This is a genomic window from Pseudomonas sp. FFPRI_1 (assembly GCF_055384485.1).
On the sequence record NZ_AP029168.1, the window covers coordinates 751,284 to 769,495 of the forward strand.

Consider the following 18,212-nt stretch of genomic DNA (forward strand, 5'->3'; position numbering starts at 1 on the left):
GCAGACACCACAATAAAATGGTTTCAGGGGACTTGAGATGAAGAAGTATCTTTCGCTGCTGCTGGCAGGTGCCGCAGCCATGCTGGCGGTCAATGCGGCCCAGGCCGGCGCCATCGACGATGCGGTCAAGCGCGGCACACTGAAAGTCGGCATGGACCCGACCTACATGCCGTTCCAGATGACCAACAAGCGCGGCGAGATCATCGGTTTCGAAGTCGACCTGCTCAAGGCCATGGCCAAGTCCATGGGGGTCAAGCTGGAGCCGGTTTCCACCGGCTATGACGGCATCATCCCGGCCCTGTTGACCGACAAGTTCGACATGATCGGCAGCGGCATGACCCTGACCCAGGAGCGCAACCTGCGCCTGAACTTCAGCGAACCCTTCATTGTGGTCGGCCAGACCCTGCTGATCCGCAAGGAACTGGAAGGCACCATCAAGTCCTACAAGGACCTCAACAGCGCCGACTACCGCATCACTTCCAAGCTGGGCACCACCGGGGAAATGGTCGCCAAGAAGCTGATCGCCAAGGCCAAGTACCACGGCTATGACAACGAGCAGGAAGCGGTGCTGGACGTGGTCAACGGCAAGGCCGATGCCTTCATCTACGACGCCCCGTACAACGTGGTGGCGGTGAGCAAGGTCGGCAATGGCAAGCTGGTCTTCCTCGACAAGCCGTTCACCTACGAGCCCCTGGCATTCGGCTTGAAGAAGGGTGACTACGACAGCATCAACTTCATCAACAACTTCCTGCACCAGATCCATGAAGACGGCACCTACGATCGCATCCATGACAAGTGGTTCAAGAGCACCGAGTGGCTCAAGGACATGGAATAACGCGGGTCGTGCGCTGCGCGCCGCTTTGCTGGTTGCGCGCCGTTTTCCTGCGCCGCCAAGCCGGCTCCTACGAGGGCATGTGTAGGAGCCGGCTTGCCGGCGAAAGCGTCTGATTTCGCCACACCCACCCCGGAACCTGCACAGTAATGAAACAGAAAAAAGCCCAATGGCCCTGGCACCTGCTGACGGTGCTGGTGTTGGTCGGCCTGGCCGGCTCCCTGTACTACGCCACCTCGCTGATGTCCTACGAGTGGCGCTGGAACCGCGTCCCGCAGTACTTCGCCTATCAGGCCGAAGAGTCCCAGCGGGCGGCGGAAATCTCCACGGTCGCCGAGGTCGTGCGCCAGGGCGGCAAGGCGCAGGTCACCCTGCGCGGTGACTCGGGTGCCGAGCAGCACCTGAGCGTCGATGAAAACAGCCTGCAGGTGGCTAGCGGTGATGACGTGGCCGAAGGCGATGTCATCGGCGTGACCCGGCACTGGGCCGCGGGCCCGTTGCTCTGGGGCCTGTGGACCACTTTGTGGCTGTCGGTGGTGTCCGGGGTGCTGGGCTTGCTGATCGGCCTCGGCACCGGCCTGTGCCGGCTGTCGAGCAACCCGACCCTGCGTGACCTGTCGACGATCTATGTCGAGCTGGTGCGGGGCACGCCACTTTTGGTGCAGATCTTCATCTTCTACTTCTTCATCGGCACGGTGCTCAACCTGTCCCGGGAGTTCGCCGGGATTGCCGCGCTATCGCTGTTCACCGGGGCCTATGTGGCGGAAATCGTCCGTGCCGGGGTGCAGTCCATTGCCCGCGGGCAGAACGAAGCAGCCCGCTCCCTGGGGCTGAGCGCCGGCCAGTCGATGCGGCATGTGGTGCTGCCCCAGGCTTTCAAGCGGGTGCTGCCGCCATTGGCCGGGCAGTTCATCAGCCTGGTCAAGGACACCTCGCTGGTGTCGGTGATCGCCATCACCGAACTGCTCAAGAGCGGCCGGGAGGTGATTACCACCTCGTTTTCGCCGTTCGAGATCCTGTTCTGTGTGGCGGGCCTGTATTTGTTGATCAACCTGCCGCTGTCGAAGATGGCCAGCCGGCTTGAGCGGAGGCTCGCGCAAAGTGATTGAAGTCCGCGATCTGGTAAAAGTCTTCAACACCCGCGGCCAGGTGGTGCGTGCGGTGGATAACGTCACTACCCAGGTGGCCAAGGGCGAAGTGCTGGTGGTGATCGGTCCGTCCGGGTCCGGCAAGTCGACCTTCCTGCGCTGCCTCAACGGCCTGGAGACGTTCGACTCCGGCTCGGTGAGCATCGACGGCCTGCAGCTGGCCGATCCCAAGACCGATGTGAACGCCTATCGCCGGGAAGTCGGCATGGTGTTCCAGCACTTCAACCTGTTCCCCCACATGACGGTGCTGGAAAACCTCTGCCTGGCGCAGAAGGTGGTGCGCAAGCGCGGCAAGCAGGAGCGCGAGGCCAAGGCCCTGGTGCTGCTGGAGAAGGTCGGCATTGCCCAGAAGGCCCACGAGTTCCCCTCGCGGCTGTCCGGCGGCCAGCAGCAGCGAGTGGCGATTGCCCGCGCCTTGGCCATGGAGCCCAAGGTCATGCTGTTTGATGAGCCGACCTCGGCCCTGGACCCGGAGATGGTCGGCGAGGTGCTGGACGTGATGAAGACCCTGGCCGTGGAAGGCATGACCATGGTCTGTGTGACCCACGAAATGGGCTTTGCCCGGGAAGTGGCGGACCGGGTGCTGTTCTTCGATCACGGCAAACTGCTGGAAGATGCGGCGCCGGATGTCTTCTTCGACGCCCCGAAAGACCCACGGGCCCAGGCGTTCCTGCGTCAGGTGCTGTAAAGCCTTCGCCGGCAAACCGGCTCCTACATTCCCCTGTAGGAACCGGCTTGCCGGCGAAGTGGGTCAGACCCGGAAGCGTCCCACCAGGCCCTGCAGATGGATCCCCAGGCGCGCCAGCTCGGCGCTGGAAGCTGCGGTTTCTTCGCTGGCCGATGAGGTCTGTTCAGACACATCACGCACATTCAGCACGCTGCGGTTGATCTCTTCCGCCACGGCGCTCTGCTGCTCGGCCGCTGCGGCGATCTGCTGGTTCATCGCCTGGATCGCAGACACCGTGCGGGTGATGTTTTCCAGTGAGCCGCCGGCGCGGCGGGTCAGTTCGACGCTGCTGTCGGTCAGGCTGCGGCTGGTGTCCAGGGTGCTGGCCACCTGTTGAGTACCGCTTTGCAGGCCGACAATCAGCTCGGCGATCTCTTCGGTCGACTGCTGGGTGCGTTGTGCCAGGCTGCGCACTTCGTCCGCCACCACGGCAAAACCGCGTCCGGCTTCACCGGCCCGGGCCGCTTCGATGGCCGCGTTGAGGGCCAGCAGGTTGGTCTGCTGGGCCACCGACTTGATCACGTCGAGGACGCTGCCGATCTTGTCGCTTTCCTGCTTGAGGTGGCCCATGGCTTCGGTGGAATGGCCCACCTCGCTGGCCAGGCGCTCGATCTGGGCGATGGCTTCGTTGACCACCCGGTCGCCCTCGCGAGCCTGCTGGTCGGCGGCCACTGCGGCCTCGGAAGCCTCTTCGGCGTTACGTGCGACCTCCTGCACCGTGGCGGCCATTTCATTCATCGCCGTGGCCACCTGGTCGGTTTCGACTTTCTGGCTGTTGACTCCGGCACTGGTCTGCTCGGTGACCGCGGACAGCTGTTCGGCGGCGCTGGCGATCTGGGTCACGCCGTCGCTGATGCCGCCGATCAGTTCCCGCAGCCCAAGGGTCATGCGCTGCATGGCCTTCTGTAGCTGGCCAAGTTCGTCGCGCCGGTCCACCGCGAGGTTCTGGCTGAGGTCGCCGGATGCGACGCGCTCGGCGGCCTTGAGGGTCTGTTGCAGGGGCTGGATGATCTGCCGGGTGATGGCCCAGGCGGCGACCAGGCCGAACACCAGGGCCAGCAGCGTGGCGATCAACAGGGTGCTTTGGGCCTGCGCGGCGTCGCTGTCGCGCTTGGCGGTCTGGGCGCTGGTCAGTTGCTTGCTCAGGTCCATCAGCCGGTCGCCCTGGGCGGCCATGCGTTGCAGGGCGTCGGCGCTGGCCACCTGGGAGGCGCCGAAGTCGCTGACCGCGGTGCGATAGTCCTTCAGCGAGGCAGCGGCCTGTTGCAGGTTGGCAATGTGCTGTTCCGGCAGCTTGGCGGGCAGGCTGTCCAGGTTATTCAGGGCATTGTCGATGGCGTCCAGCGCGGGTTGCCGGGCATCGGCCTTGCCGCTGTAGGTGTAGCCACGGACCTGGAAGCGGGCCTGCTGGAGCAGCTTGGAGAGTTCGATGACGCTGTTGAACTGGGTGACGCTGTCGCCTTGCAGCAGGGATTTCTCGACCTCGCCAACCCGAGCCACGGCATTGTCCGCGGTGGCGCCAAGCCTGGCGCGGGCGGCTTCGCGGCTGGCAGTGGCCCGGGTCATGTCGGCGAAGGCCTGTTGGTACTCGGTCACGGCGCTCAATTGCTGGTCGACCATGGCGATGCTTTCAGGTTGCTGCAACTGGTCGCGGGCTGCTCGCAAGCCGTCGTTGAGCTGTTTGAGAATATCGTTGACTGCCGCCGGGCCTTGTTCGCCGTGTTGCATCTCGTAGGAGAGGCGGGCGATGCGCAGGTCCTTGGTCATGGCGTAGAGAATGGAGATGTTGCCCAGCTTGTCGCCGCGGTCGATCACACGGCCCAGGCCGGTCCAGCCGGTGGCGGTAATCACCAGGGTGAGGAGCAGTACCAGGCCGAAGCCGATACCGAGTTTACGGCTGACGCTCACATTTCCCAGTTTTTGGGCTAGCCAACGGTACATGCTGCGAACTCCCTTTGAGCAGATTGTGCTTAACCATAGGCTATCGGCGGCAACAGGCATTCCTGTAGGTGCCGACGGCCTGGCAGGGGCGGTTTCCGGTGGAGGAAGACCCCGGCGGGCTGCCGGGGACGGGGCTCAGAACAGGCGTGAGAGCAGGGCCGTGACGGCGGTTTCGACCCGCAGGATGCGTTCGCCCAGCTGCACCGGTTGCAGGCCGGCCTTGCCCAGCAGATCGATCTCGTAGGGGATCCAGCCGCCTTCAGGGCCGATGGCCAGGGTCACGGCTTGTTCCAGGCCACGGGGGCAGGGCGGGTACTGGCCGGGGTGGCCCACCAGGCCCAGGGTGCCTTCGGTCAGGGCTGGCAGGCGGTCCTCGACGAAAGGCTTGAAGCGTTTTTCGATCAGCACTTCGGGCAGTACGCTGTCGCGTGCTTGTTCCAGGCCGAGGATCAGTTGTTCGCGAATGGCCTCGGGTTCCAGGAACGGGGTTTGCCAGAAGCTCTTCTCCACCCGGTAGCTGTTGACCAGCACCAGCCGGGGCACGCCCATGGCGGCAACGGTCTGCAGGACCCGACGGAGCATCTTCGGTCGGGGCAGGGCCAACACCATGGTCAACGGCAGCTTGGCCGGGGGCGGCAGGTCGAGGGTCACTTGCAGTTCGGCTTCGCCAGGTTCCAGGCGCAGCACCTGAGCCGAGCCCATCAGCCCGCCGATACGCCCGACCCGCAGGCTGTCGCCCACGGCCACGCGATGCACTTCCTGCATGTGGGTCAGGCGTCGGTCGCGCAGCACTACACGGTCGGCCGCGATGAAGTCGGCCTCCTCAAGCAGCAGCAGGTTCACGCTTGGGTCGCTGGCGGCTGGTCGTTGTGATCGTCAGCCGGCGCATCGTCCGGATGGTCGCCGCGCTTGCTGATCAGCCCGCCAAACAGCACGCCGATCTCGAACAGCAGCCACATGGGCACGGCCAGCAGGGTCTGGGAGAAGATGTCCGGCGGGGTGAGGATCATGCCCACCACGAAGCAGCCGATGATCACGTAGGGGCGGATCTTGCGCAGGTACGCCACGTTGACCACACCGATCCACACCAGCAGGACCACGGCCACCGGGATCTCGAACGCCACGCCGAAGGCGAAGAACAGGGTCATGACGAAATCGAGGTAGCTGGTGATGTCGGTCATCATTTCCACGCCGGCCGGGGTGGCGGCAGCGAAGAACTTGAAGATCAGCGGAAACACCAGAAAGTAGGCGAAGGCCATGCCGGTATAGAACAGCAGGATGCTCGACACCAGCAGTGGCACGGCGATACGTTTTTCATGCTTGTACAGGCCGGGAGCGATAAAGCCCCAGATCTGGTGCAGGATCACCGGGATCGCCAGGAACAGCGAGACCATCATGGTCAGCTTCAACGGCGTGAGGAATGGCGAGGCGACGTCGGTGGCGATCATCGTCGCCCCCACCGGCAGGTACTGGCGCAGTGGCGTGGAGACGATGGTGTAGATCTGCTGGGTGAAGGCGAACAGCCCGGCGAAGATGATGAAGATCGCCGCTACGCAGCGCAGCAGGCGGGTGCGCAACTCGGTGAGGTGCGACACCAGCGGCATGTGTTGGTCGTTCTCGGGGATATCGCTCATGGTGCTCGCGGCGGCAAAGTGGAGTCGTGGGAAGCCGTGGTGGCGGGTGTTGCCACTGGGGCTGCGGGCTCTGCGGTCGGTGCCGCAGCTTCGGGCGCGGGCACTTCGCTGGCTGGCGGCGCTTCGGCGACCACAGCGGCGCCTGGGGCGTGAATCGTCTGCTCGGCCACAGGCTCTACCGGAGTCGGCTGCTGCTGGGTCGGCGCGAGGATTTTCCGCGCTTCCTGCTCCAGGGACAGAATGTGCTCGTTGTGCAGTTGCCGGCGGATTTCGTCAGCACCGATTTCACGTTCAACTTCCTGTTTTATCGCGTTGAAGCTGCGCTTGAGGCGCCCGACCCACAGGCCGGCGGTGCGCGCAGCGCCGGGCAGACGCTCGGGGCCGAGCACCAGCAGGGCCACCAGGCCCACCAGCAGCAGTTCAGAGAAGCTGATACCAAACATTAGTCAGTGCTCACGAGTCTTTGCGGGTCGGCTCTTCGACTTTCTGCGCCTGCACATCAATGGTGTGCGGCTGGTTCAACGGTGCGCTTTGCTGCGGCTGAACCGGTGGCGCCGGCTGTGCGGTCGGTGGCACCACGGGATCGGCGGGCTTTTCATCGTCGTTCATGGCCTTGCGAAAGCCCTTGATCGATTCGCCGACGTCGGTGCCCAGGTTCTTGAGCTTCTTGGTGCCGAATACCAGTACCACGACCACCAGGATGACGATCCAGTGTTTCCAGTCAAAAATGCCCATGCTGCGTTTCCTCTTAGAAAGTTGTTCAGGCGGACGGACGCGAGGCTTTCTCGGCGTGTCCGGACAAGCCGAAGCGACGGTCCAGCTCATCGAGCACGGCCTGGGGATGCTGCCCCAGTTGCGCGAGCATGACCAGAGTATGGAACCACAGGTCCGCGGTTTCGTAGATCACATCGCTGCAGTCACCGCTGATGGCGGCATCCTTGGCGGCGATGATGGTTTCCACCGACTCTTCGCCGACTTTTTCCAGAATCTTGTTCAGACCCTTGTGATACAGGCTGGCCACATAGGAGCTATCGGCGGCAGCATCTTTACGCTCTTCCAGCACCTGGGCCAGACGGGTGAGGGTATCGCTCATGTCAGTGTCCTGCAGAATAAATCGCGTGCGGGTCCTTGAGGACCGGTTCGACGGTTTTCCACTCGCCGTCTTCATAGACGCGGTAGAAACAGCTGTGGCGGCCGGTGTGACAGGCAATGTCGCCGATCTGCTCGACCATCAGGATGATCACGTCAGCGTCGCAGTCCAGGCGCATTTCATGAAGCTTCTGCACATGCCCGGACTCTTCGCCCTTGCGCCATAGCTTGCCACGGGAACGTGACCAATAAATGGCGCGGTTCTCGGCAGCGGTCAGGCCCAGGGCCTCGCGGTTCATCCAGGCCATCATCAGCACGCGCCCGGTCTTGTGGTCCTGGGCGATGGCCGGCACCAGGCCGTCCGCGTCCCATTTGATCTGGTCCAGCCAATCTTTCATGTTCGACTCCGACAACCGGGCTCAACCCGCTGGTGACGCCTCGGCGATTGCGACAGTTTGCCAGCAGGTCGCGCCACTGGCTATCGACGAACGATCAGATACAAACCGACCGCAATCATGATGCCTGCGGGCCAGTGCCCCAGCTCATGCAATGGACCGCCGGCAGCCAGGACGGCACCGCCGCCCAGATGGGCGGTGCCCAGCAGGCGCAGGAACCAGTCGTCCTTGCGCTTGTGCCAGGGCGCCGGTGGATCGGCGGCGTGGGGCTGCGACATGCGTTCCAGCAGGTCACGGGTCATGTTGGCCAGGTGCGGCAGTTGTTCGATCTGGCTGTGGATATTGCCGAGCACGACTTTCGGGCTGACACGCTCGCGCATCCAGCGTTCGAGGAAGGGTTGCGCGGTGTTCCACAGGTCCAGTTCCGGGTACAGCTGGCGCCCCAGGCCCTCGATGTTGAGCAGGGTCTTTTGCAGCAGCACAAGCTGCGGCTGCACTTCCATGTTGAAGCGTCGGGCGGTCTGGAACAGGCGCATCAGTACCTGGCCGAAGGAAATGTCCTTCAGCGGTTTTTCGAAGATCGGCTCGCACACGGTGCGGATCGCCGCCTCGAATTCGTTGAGCTTGGTTTCCGCCGGGACCCAGCCGGAATCGATGTGCAACTGGGCCACGCGGCGGTAGTCGCGCTTGAAGAAGGCGAACAGGTTGCGTGCCAGGTAGTCCTGGTCTTCCGGGGTCAGGCTGCCGACGATGCCGCAGTCGATGGCAATGTACTGCGGGCTCCAGGGCTGCACGGTGCTGACGAAGATGTTGCCCGGGTGCATGTCGGCGTGGAAGAAGCTGTCGCGGAACACCTGGGTGAAGAAGATTTCCACGCCGCGCTCGGCGAGCATCTTCATGTCGGTGCGCTGGTCGGCCAGGGTGGCCAGGTCGGTGACCTGGATCCCGTAGATGCGCTCCATCACCAGCACTTTGGGCCGGCACCAGTCCCAATAGACCTGGGGCACATACAGCAGGGGCGAGCCTTCGAAGTTGCGCTTGAGCTGGCTGGCGTTGGCCGCTTCGCGCAGCAGGTCGAGCTCGTCGTAGATGGTTTTCTCGTAGTCGCTGACCACGTCCACCGGGTGCAGCAGGCGCGCATCGGCAGAAACCTTTTCCGCAGCCCGGGCGAGGATGAACAGCCACGCCAGGTCCTGGGCAATGATCTGCTTGAGCCCGGGGCGGATCACCTTGACCACCACTTCTTCGCCGGTCTTGAGCTTGGCGGCGTGGACCTGGGCCACCGAGGCCGAGGCCAGGGGCTCGATGTCGAAGCGGCTGAACACCTCGTCGATCTTCTTGCCCAGTTGCTCTTCGATCAGGGCCACGGACTTTTGCGAATCGAAGGGGGGCACCCGGTCCTGCAGCAGCATCAGTTCATCGGCGATGTCTTCGGGCAGCAGGTCGCGACGGGTCGAGAGGATCTGCCCGAACTTGATGAAGATCGGCCCCAGGTCCTGCAGCGCCAGGCGCAGGCGCGCGCCGCGGCTCAGGTCCAGGGGCTTGCGCGGGAACCAGCGCCAGGGCAGGGCGAAGCGCAGGGCCAGGAGAAACCAGGGCAGGGGCAGCTCGAACAGCAGGTCATCGAGACGGTAGCGGATCACAACGCGCTGGATGCGCAACAGGCGGCGGACGGCAAGCAGCTTCATGCGTTATCGCTTGGGTCAAGGGATCGGGAGAGGCGCTCGAAGCGCGCCTCGAGACGTTCCAGGTCGAGTTTGGCCTGGTCCAGCTCGCGAAACCGCGCTTCGGCTTCGCGCAGGCCGACCAGGGTCCGCGATTCTTCGGCGAGAAATTCGCCGAGGTTCTGATTGAGGCTGGCAAACCCCTGCTGATACCAGCGTGCGCGGCTGCGCACGTGGCCGCTGAACAGTTGAGTGGCCACCGGGCCGAGCCAGCGGGAGAGCTCGTACTCCCAGTCCAGCTCCAGGTCCTGGAGGATTGCCGCCAGGTCCAGCAGCACGCCACTGTCACCTTCAAGCTCCACTTCCGGGCCGTGCAGGACGCCAGTCTTGTCCTTGCTCAGGGCCAGGCGCACCAGGCTGGAGGCCGGTGCCCGCAGGGTGCAGTCCGGGTCCGCGGCCCACTGGCTGGCGAGCATCAGGCCCTCATCGCTGGGCAGGATGAACAGCTGCAGCGCCGGGCTGCGGCAATCCACGGCGATCACCTTGCCCGTGAGGTGCTGCAGGCGCGGCAAGGCCGTGCTGTCCAGACGCAGCACCCGATTGATGCCGGTCTCGACGCTGGCGAGCAGGCCGCTGAGCAACATCAGGGCTTGATGCCGCGGTGCAGGGCGACGATGCCTGCGGTCATGTTGTGATAGGTCACGCGGTCGAAACCGGCCTCGACCATCATCGACTTCAGGGTTTCCTGGTTCGGGTGCATGCGGATCGATTCGGCCAGGTAGCGGTAGCTTTCCGAGTCGTTGGTGATCAGCTTGCCGGCCAGGGGCATGAAGGCGAACGAGTAGGCGTCGTAGACCTTGGACATCAGCGCGTTGGTCGGCTTGGAGAACTCCAGCACCAACAGGCGGCCGCCAGGCTTGAGCACTCGCAGCATGGAGCGCAGGGCATCTTCTTTATGGGTCACGTTGCGCAGGCCGAAAGCGATGGTCACGCAGTCGAAGTGGTTGTCCGGGAACGGCAGTTTTTCCGCGTCGGCCTGGACGAACTCGACATTGCCGGCCACGCCCAGGTCCAGCAGGCGGTCACGGCCGACCTTGAGCATCGATTCGTTGATGTCCGCCAGCACCACCTGGCCGCTAGGGCCGACCAGTTGGGAGAAACGCCGGGTCAGGTCGCCCGTGCCGCCGGCGATGTCCAGCACGCGGTTGCCGGCGCGTACGCCGGACAGCTCGATCGTGAAGCGTTTCCACAGACGGTGCATGCCCCCGGAGAGCACGTCGTTCATCAGGTCGTACTTGGCCGCCACCGAGTGGAACACCTCAGCGACTTTTTCCGCTTTCTGGCTTTCAGGAACGTTCTTGAAGCCGAAGTGAGTGGTGGGTTCGGCATCGCTGCCTTTGCGCTGATCAGTCATATCGCTGTCACCAAAAGAGAATGCGGGACATTCTAATGCCGGTGGCGGCCTTTGTCTTGGCAAGGCTGAAGGTAAGATAGCGAACCGCCGGGACGTTTTGACGCACGCAGGGTCAAGATGCTTCAGGCAAGTCCCGAAACAGCAGGAGTCCTTAGATGGCCCGAATTAGTGTTGAACGTGCCCATGGCCTGGGTAAGCAGGCAGCCCGTGAAAAGGCCGACAAACTGGCGCAGAAACTGGCCGATCAGTATGGCCTTGAGCCCAAGTGGGCGGGGGATGTCCTGAATCTCAAGCGCTCCGGGGTCAAGGGGGCGGTGCATGTGGGCGAGGCATCCATCAGGATCGATGTGGAGCTGGGCCTGCTGATGTCGGCCATGAGCGGCACCATCAAGTCCGAGATCGAAAAGGCCCTGGACAAGGCCCTGGCCTGACCCCACCGGTAGGAGTCGGCTTGCCGGCGAATCCCAGGCACTGCAACGGTGCCAGGCAAAGAGCCTTTGCGGCGAGCCGGCTCCTACATGAATTCATGACATTCGTTAGGGTGCCGATTCTAATTTTTCTCTCTAGGTTGTGCCTCAGGTCCTCAATCCGAGGGCAGTTCCTCAAACCTTCTGCGCGTGAGGTGCACCATGGCCAAAGTAATTCTGAAGAAAAAAGTTGATGTTCAATCGACTGCTCTGAGCGAAGTCAAATCCTATGCCCGCAAGATCTGGCTGGCAGGCCTGGGTGCCTACGCCAAAGTCGGTCAGGAAGGCAGCGAGTACTTCCAGGAGTTGATCAAGGCGGGTCAATCCGTTGAAAAGAAAGGCAAAAAAGTTGTCACTGAACAACTTGAGGCCGCCAACAGTCAGATAGACAACGTCAAGGGCGATGTCACCACGCTCAAGGGCAAAGTCGAAGTGCAGCTGGACAAGGTCGAGAAGGCTTTTGACACGCGCGTCGCCAGTGCCTTGAATCGTATCGGCATTCCGTCTAAACATGACGTTGAGACACTCTCTGCTAAGCTCGATGAGCTGACGGCGTTGCTCGAACGTGTCGCGCGTAAACATTAAGGAGAACGGGATGGCTGGTAAAAAGAATACTGAAAAAGAAGGCAGCTCGTGGATCGGGAAAGTCGAAGAGTACTCCCGTAAAATTTGGCTTGCTGGTTTAGGCGTGTACTCGAAAATCGACTCCGACGGCAGCAAGCTTTTCGAGACGCTGGTCAAGGACGGCGAGAAAGCCGAGAAACTCACCAAAAGCGTAGTCGGCAAGAAAGTCGATGCCGCCAAGGACTCCGCAAGCTCGGCCAAGTCGCGCATCAGCGACGTCAAGGACCGCGCTCTGGGCAAGTGGGACGAGCTGGAAGGCGCTTTCGACAAGCGCTTGAACAGTGCCATCTCGCGTCTGGGCGTGCCTAGCCGCAATGAAGTGAAGGTGCTGCACGACAAGGTCGACACCTTGACCAAGCAGATTGAAAAACTCACCGGTGCCAAGGTTGCGCCAGTGGCAACCAAGACCGCCGCTGCCAAACCCGCGCCCAAGGCTGCCGCCAAACCTCTGGCCAAGCCCGCTGCCAAGCCGGCCGCCAAAGCCGCTGCCAAACCTGCCGCCAAGCCAGCAGTGAAAACTGCTGCGGCCAAGCCGGCTGCTAAACCGGCTGCCAAGCCTGTCGCCGCCAAGCCAGCGGCAAAACCTGCCGCGAAGCCGGCTGCCAAGCCAGCGCTGAAAGCTGCCGCCAAACCCGCGGCCAAGCCTGCGGCGAAACCGGCTGTGGCGAAAAAGCCCGTGGCCAAGAAGCCTGCGGCCAAACCTGCTGCTGCCAAGCCTGCAGTCGCGGCCAAGCCAGCCACGCCAACGGCCTCGGCCACCTCGGCAAACTCTGCCGCAGCGCCAAGCCCGGCCGTCACCCCGACTGCTGCGTCGACCCCAGCGACGCCAAGCAGCCAGTCCTGATTGCATCAGGAACACTGAAAACGCCCGGCCTGCAAAGGCCGGGCGTTTTTTATCGGCGAAGCAATCAGCAGGGCGGGTCTACCGCTGTTCATCCAGGTAGCGTAGCGCCATCTGCTCGGTGGCTAGTTTTGCCGGCGGCAACAGATGGGGAGCCACCAGCATCATGATCTGGTAGACCACCAGGCGCACTTCGCCCTCGCGATCGAGAATCCGCTGGTAGTCCAGGGAAAACAGCAAGGTCAGGGTGATTTGTTCCACCAGTTGCCCCAGGGCCTGGGTGCCACTGACCAGTTGCCCCATCGCCTTGAGCCGGGCCAGCAGGGAGGCCAGGGTGCGCTTGAGGGCATTGAGCAGGTTGCGGATGCCCTTGGCCAGTTTCGGCAGGCGCCCGGCGAGGTTGGACAGGTCCTGGAACAGGAAACGATAGTGGGCCAGGCGTTCGACGATCAGGTGCAGGAAAAGCCAGTAGTCTTCCGGTGCCAGCTGGGCGTCGGACGGGGGATCCAGCAACGGGGTCAACTCGTTCTGGAAGCGCTCGAACAGGCCAAGCACCAGCGGTTCCTTGCCGTGGAAGTGGTAGTAGAGATTGCCGGGGCTGATCCCCATTTCATTGGCCACCTCCATGGTGGAGACGTTGGGCTCGCCCTTCTGGTTGAACAGCTGCAGGGCACATTCGAGAATCCGGTCGCGGGTCTTCATCCTGACTTCTTGTCGGTCCATTGAGGGTGCGGCTCCGCGGTGGAGCCGGGTGCAAATGGGGCTTCAGCGTACGCGCACGTAGGTGCCCGGGGCCGCCTCCATCGGTGGGTAGTTCTGGTTGCCGAGAGTGGCCAGGGTTTCCCGTTGCGCCCCCGAACGCTCCTGGACCCATGCCAGCCACTGGCTCCACCAACTGCCGTCGACATGCTTGGCGTCGTAGTACCAGGCCCGAGGATCGCTGCTGAGCTTGGGGTTCTCCACGTAGTTGGCCTTGGGGTTGCTCGGCGGGTTGAGGATGCTCTGGACATGGCCGCTGTTGGACAGCACGAAGCGGCGCTCACCGCCCAGTAGCAGGGTCGAGCGGTAGACCGCGTCCCAGGGGGTGATGTGGTCGTTGATCCCGGCCACGCTGAAACTGTCCACCGTGACCTTCTGCAGGTCGATGGGGGTGCCGCACACCTCCAGTCCTCCAACATGGCTCAGCGGGTTGTGCTTGAAGAAGTCCAGTAGGTCACCGTGCAGGGCCGCGGGCAGGCGGGTGCTGTCGTTGTTCCAGTAGAGGATGTCGAAGACCGGCGGTTCCTTGCCCAGCAGGTAGTTGTTGACCCAGTAGTTCCAGATCAGGTCGTTGGGGCGCATCCAGGCAAACACCTTGGCCATGTCGCGGCCGTCGAGAACGCCCTGCTGGTAGGAGCGCCGCTTGGCTGCCTCCAGGGTCTTTTCGTCGGCGAACAGCGTGGCCGGGCTGTCCAACTGGCTGTCCAGCAGGCTCACCAGGTAGGTGGCACTGGAGACCCGACGCATCTGCCGCTTGGCCTGCAGGTGGCCTTGCAGGGCGGCAATGGTCAAGCCGCCGGCACAGGCCCCCACCAGGTTGACTTCCCGGCTGCCGGTAATGGCTCGGGTAACGTTCAAGGCTTCCTCGGCGGCTTCGACATAGGTCGACAGGCCCCATTCGCGGTGGCGCACATCGGGGTTGCGCCAGCTGACCATGAACACCTGCAGGCCGTTCTTCAGCGCGTACTGGACGAAGCTGTTGGCGGGGCTGAGGTCGAATATGTAGTACTTGTTGATCTGCGGCGGCACGATCAGGAGCGGCTTGGCGTACTGTTTTTCACTCATGGGGCTGTACTGGATCAACTCCAGCAGCTCGTTGCGAAACACCACCGAGCCAGGGGTGACCGCCAGGTTCTTGCCGATCTCGAAGGCGTGCTTGGTCACCTGGCTGGGCAGGCCGTTGTTGTGCAACAGGTCATTGACCAGATTGCCGATGCCGCGCACCACGCTGTTACCCCCGGTGTTGAAGATCTCCTTGAGCGCCAGGGGATTGAGCAGGGTGTTGGAGGGCGCCACGGCGTCGTTGAGCAGGGAGAAGGCAAAGTGCGCCCGAGCCCGGTCGTCTTCGCTCATGCCGCTGTCGTCGATCCAGTGCCGTACCTGTTTCTGCCAGCTCAGGTAGGCCTGCAGGCCCCGCTTATAGAAGGGGTTGAGGCTCCAGGCCGGGTCGGCGAAACGATTGTCCTTGGGGTTGGTTTTATGCAGGGTCTCGCCCAGCAGCACGCGCCCCAGCTGGCCACCCAGGGCCAGGGTATGACGGGCACTGTGCAACGGGTTGCGCAGGCTGTGGCTGGCAAGGCTGCGCAATGTGGAGAGCAGGTCCCGGCCGCGCAGGCCGGTGATCGCACTCTGCGCATTGATATACGCGGCAGGGGAGGGCAACGCGCCCTGCGCAGGTTTGTCTTGCATGAGTCAACACTCCTTCGTCAAACCACTAACAAGCAGACCAATCCAAGAGAGACAACATAGTCGCTCCCGGCCCTTCTTGCGCGCGACGATCCTGTCGACCTATGTCTTTTTATCGGGTGGGACGCAGAGGCTCGGGGTGCGGGTGCATGACTGCCCTCTGCCGTTCCTCCTGGAGAAACTTCATGATGATGGGGGCGACGGCTTCGGCCCGGGTGATCAGGAACAGGTGGCCGTCGTCGATGATGTGCAACTGGGCATTGGGAATTCGCCAGGCCAGCATGCGCATGTTGATCAGCGGGATCAGCGGGTCGTCATCCCCGGCCAGTACCAGGGTTGGCTGATGGATCTTGTGCAGCCAGTGGATGCTGGTCCAGCCCAGGCCGGCGAACAGTTGCCAGTAGTAGCCCAGCTTGCCGGCCGAGCGCACCTTGGCCGCGTGCTCGGCGGCCAGGCTCGGGTCGCGACGGAAGGAGCCGCCGTAGATCAGCGGCGCGATGCGCATGACATGGGAGGGCTGCACATAACGCCGCGGGCTGGCCATCATCCACAGCACCTTGGGTTTGCCCGGGACCATGAAGGCCCCGGCTGCGGTGGCGGCCAGCACCAGCTTCTTGCAGCGCTCCGGGTAGTCGTAGGCGAACTGCTGGGCCAGCGCTCCACCCCAGGACACACCGACGGCATTGACCTGGCCGTAGTCCAGGTAGTCGAGCATCCGCGCGGTCAGCTTGGCCAGGCCGGGGAACCGGTAGGGATGGCTTGGGGTCGAGGATCCGCCAACACCCGGCACATCGAAGGCAATGACCTCCAGATCCGGGTCCAGGGCCTGGACGAAGGGGAACACCAGCTCCAGGTTGGCGCCGATACCGTTGAAGATCAGCAAGGGCGTCAAGTGAGGCTTGCCGGGACGTACCGCGGTACGGATGGTCTGGCCATCCAGGTCGACGGTGCGGAAGATAAAGGAATGTGGCATGCCGTAGCCCTGTGAATTGAACCATTGGAGGCGCCGTCCCGGGCGACATCCGGATTTCCTGAGGCCTGGCCTCGTACCAAGAATAGGGCGTGGCGGCACCTCCTGGTGCCGCATCATGCAAAATCGGGTCTCAACGTTCGTGGACGTAGGTTCCCGGTGCCGCCTCGGCGGCCGCGTACTTCTTGTTGCCCAGCACGCTCGGTGCCGGCTTCAGTTCGCCCGAGCGCTCCGCTTGCCAGGCTTGCCAGTGCAGCCACCAGGAGTCGGTGTGCTTCACCGAGTTTTCCTGCCACTGGTCAGGGCAGGCGGGAATCTCGGTGCTGGTCATGTAGCGCGCCTTGGGGTTGCCCGGCGGGTTGAGGATGCTCTGGATATGGCCGCTGCTGGAGAGCACGAACTCCACATTGCCACCAAAGAGTTGCGCCGACTTGTAGCAGGACTTCCACGGGGTGATGTGGTCGTTGGTGCCGGCCAGGGAAAAGATGTCGGCGGTCACCTGCTTCAGGTCGATTGGCGTGCCGCACACCTCCAGCGCATCGGCCCGGGTCAGCGGGTTGTTCTTGAACATCTCGATCAGGTCGCCGTGGAACGCCGCCGGCAGGCGGGTGGTGTCGTTGTTCCAGAACAGGATGTCGAACACCGGCGGTTCGTTGCCCAGCAGGTAGTTGTTGACCCAGTAGTTCCAGATCAGGTCGTTGGGGCGCATCCAGGCGAACACCTTGGCCATGTCGCGTCCCTCCAGAACCCCGGCCTGGTAGGAGTGGCGCTTGGCCGCCTCCAGGGTCTGTTCGTCGACGAACAGCGCCACCTGGGTATCCAGGGTGGTGTCGAGCACGCTGACCAGCAGGGTCAGGGCATTGACTTTCTGTTCTCCCAACGCGGCGTAGTGGCCCAGCAGCGCGGTGCAGGTGATGCCGCCGGAGCAGGCGCCGAGCATGTTCACGTCCTTGCTGCCGGTGATCGCGGTGACCACGTCGACGGCCTCTTTCAGGGCCTCGATGTAAGTGGACAGGCCCCATTCCCGTTGCGCCTTGGTAGGGTTGCGCCAGCTGACGATGAAGGTCTGCACGTTGTTGCGCAGGCAGAAGCGCGCCAGGCTCTTGTCCGGGCTGAGGTCGAAGACATAGAACTTGTTGATCTGTGGCGGCACCACCAGCAGCGGGCGCTCGTGCACTTGCTCGGTGATCGGCCGGTACTGGATCAGCTCCAGCACGTCGTTGCGAAACACCACCGCGCCTTCACTGGTGCCGAGGTTCTTGCCCACTTCGAAGGCGTCCATGTTGACCTGGCTGGGCATGCCGCCGTTGTGCACCAGGTCCTTGGCCAGGTGGGACAGGCCGTCCAGCAGGCTCTTGCCGCCGGTTTCGAAGAAGCGCTTGACCGCGGCAGGGTTGGCCGCGCTGTTGGTCGGGGCCATGGCTTCGGTCATCAGGTTGATCACGAAGTGCCCGCGGCTGATGTCCTGTTCCGACAGGCTGCTGTCGCCGATCCAGTCGTGGAGCTCCTTGCGCCACGCCAGGTAGGTCTGCAGGTAGCGTTTGTACAGCGGGTTCTGGCTCCAGGCCGGATCACTGAAGCGACGGTCGTCGCCCTCCGGCTGCAGGGTCGATTTGCCGAACATCACGTTCTTCAGTTCAAGGCCGAAGTGCGCGACATGCTTGACGCTGTGGATGGGTTGTTTGATGGCCTGGGCAAGCACCATTCGAGCAGAGGTAAGCAGGTCCTTTCTACGCAAGCCGATGACTGGATTGAGCCCCAGGGTGTTTTCCGAGGCTTGGCGTTTCAGGTCATCGTTATTCTTGTTACTCATCTACGACGCTCCATTGTCCTGAGACGAGTACCGGACCTGCTGTGCAGTCACACAGCACGACGCCAGGTACTACTGCTCGGGTAACCGTTGATTGCGCACCGCTGCTTTTTGGTTGGCAAAGCTCTGCAGGGAACTTGCCAGATCCATTGGTTACCCGAGTTTAATTTTTTTCGCAAGCAGGCCATTCATTGGCCATACCGCCACGCAT

Annotated in this window: 20 protein-coding genes and 1 pseudogene; 6 read left to right on the forward strand and 15 right to left on the reverse strand. The window is 63.0% G+C overall.

Annotated features, from left to right (window positions below; translation table 11 throughout):
* The first annotated feature begins 37 nt into the window (after positions 1-37).
* The 3 genes from ACZ5BO_RS03340 (at position 38) to ACZ5BO_RS03350 (ending at position 2,668) form a co-directional block, all read left to right on the forward strand.
* On the forward strand, positions 38-835 hold the full coding sequence (locus ACZ5BO_RS03340) for a transporter substrate-binding domain-containing protein (protein WP_025130268.1): 798 nt from the start codon (positions 38-40) through the stop codon (positions 833-835).
* A gap of 146 nt (positions 836-981) precedes the next feature.
* Entirely contained in the window at positions 982-1,941 is a 960-nt protein-coding gene (locus ACZ5BO_RS03345) for an amino acid ABC transporter permease (protein ID WP_025130269.1), read from the forward strand.
* Positions 1,934-2,668, forward strand: coding sequence for an amino acid ABC transporter ATP-binding protein (locus ACZ5BO_RS03350; RefSeq protein WP_025130270.1), 735 nt, complete (start codon positions 1,934-1,936; stop codon positions 2,666-2,668). Before ACZ5BO_RS03345 ends, ACZ5BO_RS03350 begins: the two co-directional genes overlap by 8 nt.
* 63 nt (positions 2,669-2,731) lie before the next feature.
* Here the strand turns inward: ACZ5BO_RS03350 and ACZ5BO_RS03355 are convergent, their stop codons facing one another.
* The 11 genes and pseudogenes from ACZ5BO_RS03355 to ubiE all read right to left on the reverse strand — a co-directional run bounded on the left by ACZ5BO_RS03355 (position 2,732) and on the right by ubiE (position 10,844).
* Positions 2,732-3,604 carry a methyl-accepting chemotaxis protein gene (locus ACZ5BO_RS03355; RefSeq protein ID WP_371261332.1) on the reverse strand — a complete coding sequence of 291 codons (873 nt, stop codon included), beginning with the start codon at positions 3,602-3,604 and terminating at the stop codon, positions 2,732-2,734.
* Positions 3,590-4,708: pseudogene (locus tag ACZ5BO_RS03360) on the reverse strand (methyl-accepting chemotaxis protein); the annotation flags it as partial. The gene ACZ5BO_RS03355 and the pseudogene ACZ5BO_RS03360, both read right to left, overlap by 15 nt.
* A gap of 75 nt (positions 4,709-4,783) precedes the next feature.
* Positions 4,784-5,491, reverse strand: coding sequence for a 16S rRNA (uracil(1498)-N(3))-methyltransferase (locus ACZ5BO_RS03365; RefSeq protein WP_464698241.1), 708 nt, complete (start codon positions 5,489-5,491; stop codon positions 4,784-4,786).
* The gene (tatC, locus tag ACZ5BO_RS03370; RefSeq protein ID WP_025130273.1) at positions 5,488-6,282 is read right to left on the reverse strand and encodes a twin-arginine translocase subunit TatC; all 795 of its coding nucleotides are present in this window, start codon (positions 6,280-6,282) and stop codon (positions 5,488-5,490) included. The genes ACZ5BO_RS03365 and tatC overlap by 4 nt, the downstream gene beginning before the upstream one ends.
* Positions 6,279-6,725 (reverse strand): Sec-independent protein translocase protein TatB, encoded by a 447-nt coding sequence (gene tatB, locus ACZ5BO_RS03375; RefSeq protein ID WP_025130274.1) that lies wholly within the window; start codon positions 6,723-6,725, stop codon positions 6,279-6,281. The genes tatC and tatB overlap by 4 nt, the downstream gene beginning before the upstream one ends.
* Positions 6,726-6,735: 10 nt before the next feature.
* Complete coding sequence (locus ACZ5BO_RS03380; RefSeq protein WP_025130275.1) at positions 6,736-7,017, reverse strand: twin-arginine translocase TatA/TatE family subunit; 282 nt, start codon at positions 7,015-7,017, stop codon at positions 6,736-6,738.
* Positions 7,018-7,042: 25 nt separating this feature from the next.
* On the reverse strand, positions 7,043-7,375 hold the full coding sequence (locus ACZ5BO_RS03385) for a phosphoribosyl-ATP diphosphatase (protein WP_011058798.1): 333 nt from the start codon (positions 7,373-7,375) through the stop codon (positions 7,043-7,045).
* Between the two features lies 1 nt (position 7,376).
* Positions 7,377-7,769 (reverse strand): phosphoribosyl-AMP cyclohydrolase, encoded by a 393-nt coding sequence (hisI, locus tag ACZ5BO_RS03390; RefSeq protein ID WP_025130276.1) that lies wholly within the window; start codon positions 7,767-7,769, stop codon positions 7,377-7,379.
* Positions 7,770-7,849: 80 nt separating this feature from the next.
* Positions 7,850-9,454 (reverse strand): ubiquinone biosynthesis regulatory protein kinase UbiB, encoded by a 1,605-nt coding sequence (ubiB, locus tag ACZ5BO_RS03395; RefSeq protein WP_025130277.1) that lies wholly within the window; start codon positions 9,452-9,454, stop codon positions 7,850-7,852.
* The gene (locus ACZ5BO_RS03400) at positions 9,451-10,074 is read right to left on the reverse strand and encodes a ubiquinone biosynthesis accessory factor UbiJ (RefSeq protein ID WP_025130278.1); all 624 of its coding nucleotides are present in this window, start codon (positions 10,072-10,074) and stop codon (positions 9,451-9,453) included. Before ACZ5BO_RS03400 ends, ubiB begins: the two co-directional genes overlap by 4 nt.
* Positions 10,074-10,844 carry a bifunctional demethylmenaquinone methyltransferase/2-methoxy-6-polyprenyl-1,4-benzoquinol methylase UbiE gene (gene ubiE / locus ACZ5BO_RS03405; protein WP_025130279.1) on the reverse strand — a complete coding sequence of 257 codons (771 nt, stop codon included), beginning with the start codon at positions 10,842-10,844 and terminating at the stop codon, positions 10,074-10,076. The genes ACZ5BO_RS03400 and ubiE overlap by 1 nt, the downstream gene beginning before the upstream one ends.
* Positions 10,845-10,999: 155 nt before the next feature.
* Here ubiE and ACZ5BO_RS03410 point away from each other — a divergent pair, with 155 nt between their 5' ends.
* The 3 genes from ACZ5BO_RS03410 to ACZ5BO_RS03420 all read left to right on the forward strand — a co-directional run bounded on the left by ACZ5BO_RS03410 (position 11,000) and on the right by ACZ5BO_RS03420 (position 12,779).
* A complete protein-coding gene (locus tag ACZ5BO_RS03410; protein ID WP_025130280.1) occupies positions 11,000-11,275 on the forward strand; it encodes a polyhydroxyalkanoic acid system family protein in 276 nt (91 codons plus the stop codon).
* A 198-nt stretch (positions 11,276-11,473) separates the two neighbouring features.
* A complete protein-coding gene (locus tag ACZ5BO_RS03415; RefSeq protein WP_464698247.1) occupies positions 11,474-11,896 on the forward strand; it encodes a phasin family protein in 423 nt (140 codons plus the stop codon).
* Positions 11,897-11,906: 10 nt separating this feature from the next.
* Complete coding sequence (locus tag ACZ5BO_RS03420) at positions 11,907-12,779, forward strand: phasin family protein (RefSeq protein ID WP_464698249.1); 873 nt, start codon at positions 11,907-11,909, stop codon at positions 12,777-12,779.
* A gap of 78 nt (positions 12,780-12,857) precedes the next feature.
* On the opposite strand, the gene ACZ5BO_RS03425 is transcribed toward ACZ5BO_RS03420, so the two are convergent.
* The 4 genes from ACZ5BO_RS03425 to phaC (ACZ5BO_RS03440) all read right to left on the reverse strand — a co-directional run bounded on the left by ACZ5BO_RS03425 (position 12,858) and on the right by phaC (ACZ5BO_RS03440) (position 18,004).
* Positions 12,858-13,478 (reverse strand): TetR/AcrR family transcriptional regulator, encoded by a 621-nt coding sequence (locus ACZ5BO_RS03425; RefSeq protein ID WP_025130283.1) that lies wholly within the window; start codon positions 13,476-13,478, stop codon positions 12,858-12,860.
* Between the two features lie 63 nt (positions 13,479-13,541).
* The gene (phaC, locus tag ACZ5BO_RS03430) at positions 13,542-15,224 is read right to left on the reverse strand and encodes a class II poly(R)-hydroxyalkanoic acid synthase (protein ID WP_025130284.1); all 1,683 of its coding nucleotides are present in this window, start codon (positions 15,222-15,224) and stop codon (positions 13,542-13,544) included.
* 109 nt (positions 15,225-15,333) lie between these two features.
* Complete coding sequence (phaZ, locus tag ACZ5BO_RS03435; RefSeq protein WP_025130285.1) at positions 15,334-16,194, reverse strand: poly(3-hydroxyalkanoate) depolymerase; 861 nt, start codon at positions 16,192-16,194, stop codon at positions 15,334-15,336.
* Positions 16,195-16,324: 130 nt separating this feature from the next.
* On the reverse strand, positions 16,325-18,004 hold the full coding sequence (gene phaC, locus ACZ5BO_RS03440; RefSeq protein WP_025130286.1) for a class II poly(R)-hydroxyalkanoic acid synthase: 1,680 nt from the start codon (positions 18,002-18,004) through the stop codon (positions 16,325-16,327).
* Positions 18,005-18,212 lie beyond the last annotated feature (208 nt).